This is a genomic window from Streptomyces sp. NRRL S-495 (assembly GCF_000966955.1).
Lineage (GTDB): Bacteria > Actinomycetota > Actinomycetes > Streptomycetales > Streptomycetaceae > Kitasatospora > Kitasatospora purpeofusca.
The window spans coordinates 1-1,992 of record NZ_JZWY01001073.1 but is presented as its reverse complement, the minus strand read 5'-3'; the positions used below and the strand labels follow the sequence as shown (position 1 = coordinate 1,992).

Sequence of the window (1,992 nt, the reverse complement as noted above, 5' to 3'; positions counted from 1 at the left end):
AACTGGGCGGGGGCGACGCCCTTCCCCGAGCCGTAGCCGCCGGCGACGAGCCTGTTCTTCAGGCCCACGTACCACTGGGGGTCGGCGTCGTGCTCGTTCCAGCCGCCGAGGTAGTCGATGGTGAGGTGGTGCTGCCGGGCGCAGCCGAGCCACGAGAGCAGGTAGTCGTGCATCTTCGGGGTGTAGACGGTGTTGCTGGTGGTGCTGTTGTCGTTCACCCAGCCGGGTGCGCCCCAGGACAGCGCGGCCAGCTTGATGTCGGGATTGCGGGCCTTGGCCTGCTCCATCATGGTCCACTCGTAGCCCTGGTTGCAGTCCACGGTGTCGGCGGTGTGCATGTGGCTGGCCTCGGCGCCGTCGGTGGAGTTGGTGTCCCCGCCGATCTCCACCTTGAGGATCTGGAGCGAGGCGCCGTAGCCGGGCTTGAACAGGTAGTCCAGCACCTGGCTGCGCTGCGGTTCGGGGTAGTCCGCCAGCAGTCGGGAGTTGCCGCCGCCGCCGGAGATCGCTCCGATGCCGTCGAAGACCCGCCCCGGCTTGGTGCCGTCGATGGTGATCGTCGTCGAGGCGGCGGCCTGCGCGGGGGTGGTCGCCGCCGCGCCGGTGAGTGTGGCGACCGTCAGGGCTAGGGCGGCGAGCAGGGTGGTGGGTGGGCGTGATCGCCAGGTCATTCCAGCTCCTCGTGGGGTGGTGGGGGATCCGTGCGGCTCGGACGGACCGTCCGAGGGTCGTGGGTGCGGGCGGTCGCAGCCGGCGCGCTTTCGCACGGCGTGGTGCGGGCCATCGGGGCGACGCGGCTCGGAGCCCGAGGGCGGCGGGTCAGGCGGAGAGGCCGACGGCGCGTACGCCCTGGACGTTCTCGTCGATGCAGCCCCAGACCACCCAGTGCTTCACGCCCGGGTTGGCGGTGACGGTCGCGGCATCTTGTCCTGGGCGTCTACGCGAGACCGGTCGGCATCAGGACGGCGGGTGCCGTACTACGGGGTCGTGGTCCACTGCTGGCTGGTCCGGCCTGTGGTGCAGGTCCACTGGACGGCGAGGGCCCCGTCGGCGGTCGAACTGCCGCTGACGTCGAGGCACTTGCCGCTGTTGGCGGACACCAGCTGCATCGTTGCGCCGCCGGCCGGCGGGACGAGCGTCCACTCCTGGTTGGCCTTGCCGCTGCCGCAGGTCCACTGCAGGACCTGCGCGCCGTCGGCGGTCGAGCTGCCGCTGACGTCGAGGCACTTGCCGCTGCTGGTGTTGGTGAGGGGCGTGGTGGCGGGTCCGGCGAGCGGGGTCACGCCGAAGTGGGTGAAGTCGGCGTGCTGGAAGCCGCCGACGGCCAGTCCGCTCTGGCCGATCGCGTGGCCGGCGTGGGTGAGCGAGGCGACCTGGACGTGGTCGACGAAGGCGGTGATCGACTGGCCCTGCATCGCCAGCGAGACGTTGTGCCAGGTCCCGGCGCCCGCGGCGGGGTAGCTGCCGGCGGCCAGGACGGTGTCGGTCCCCGAGCGGTCCTCGCTGGACAGTCGCCATGAACCGCCGTCGTCGATCCTCAGGTGGTAGGCGGAACGGTCGTGGTCGGCGTGGTCGATCCGGCCCAGCAGCTCGGCGGAGCTGCCCGCCTCCTCCAACAGCACGTCGGTGGAGACCTGGTAGTTGCTCCACGACGGGTCGCCCAGCAGGGTGGCGGGGGTGTAGTTCATGTCGGTGTGCCAGGGGTGGGCGGGCGCCGTGATCACCTGGCGCAGGCACATCGGGGTGTCGGTGCCCGCCGGGCAGGGCGCGGTCTCGAAGGCCCCGGCCCAGTCGTGGAAGTACCGGGCGGCGGCCCGGGCCGGGTATCCGCTCAGGTCGGCCTGGTACGGCAGCGGGAAGCTCTTCGCGGGCGGCGCGACAGCAGTGCCCTTGCCCTGGCCGGTGGTGGTGGTCACGGTGTAGAGGTGGCCGGGCTGCACGGTCAGCGAGTAGCCGCCGTTTCGCGGCACGATGTCCTGGGTGTGGACGAAC

Annotated in this window: 1 protein-coding gene and 1 pseudogene; both read right to left on the bottom strand. The window is 71.5% G+C overall.

Translation table 11 applies throughout. The annotated features are described in order from the left end of the window. Positions 1 to 671: pseudogene (locus tag VR45_RS39035) on the bottom strand (galactosylceramidase); the annotation flags it as partial. 306 nt (positions 672 to 977) lie between these two features. Further along, positions 978 to 1,992 (bottom strand): RICIN domain-containing protein (locus tag VR45_RS39030; RefSeq protein WP_199926093.1); only part of this gene is annotated, 1,015 nt, incomplete at its 5' end.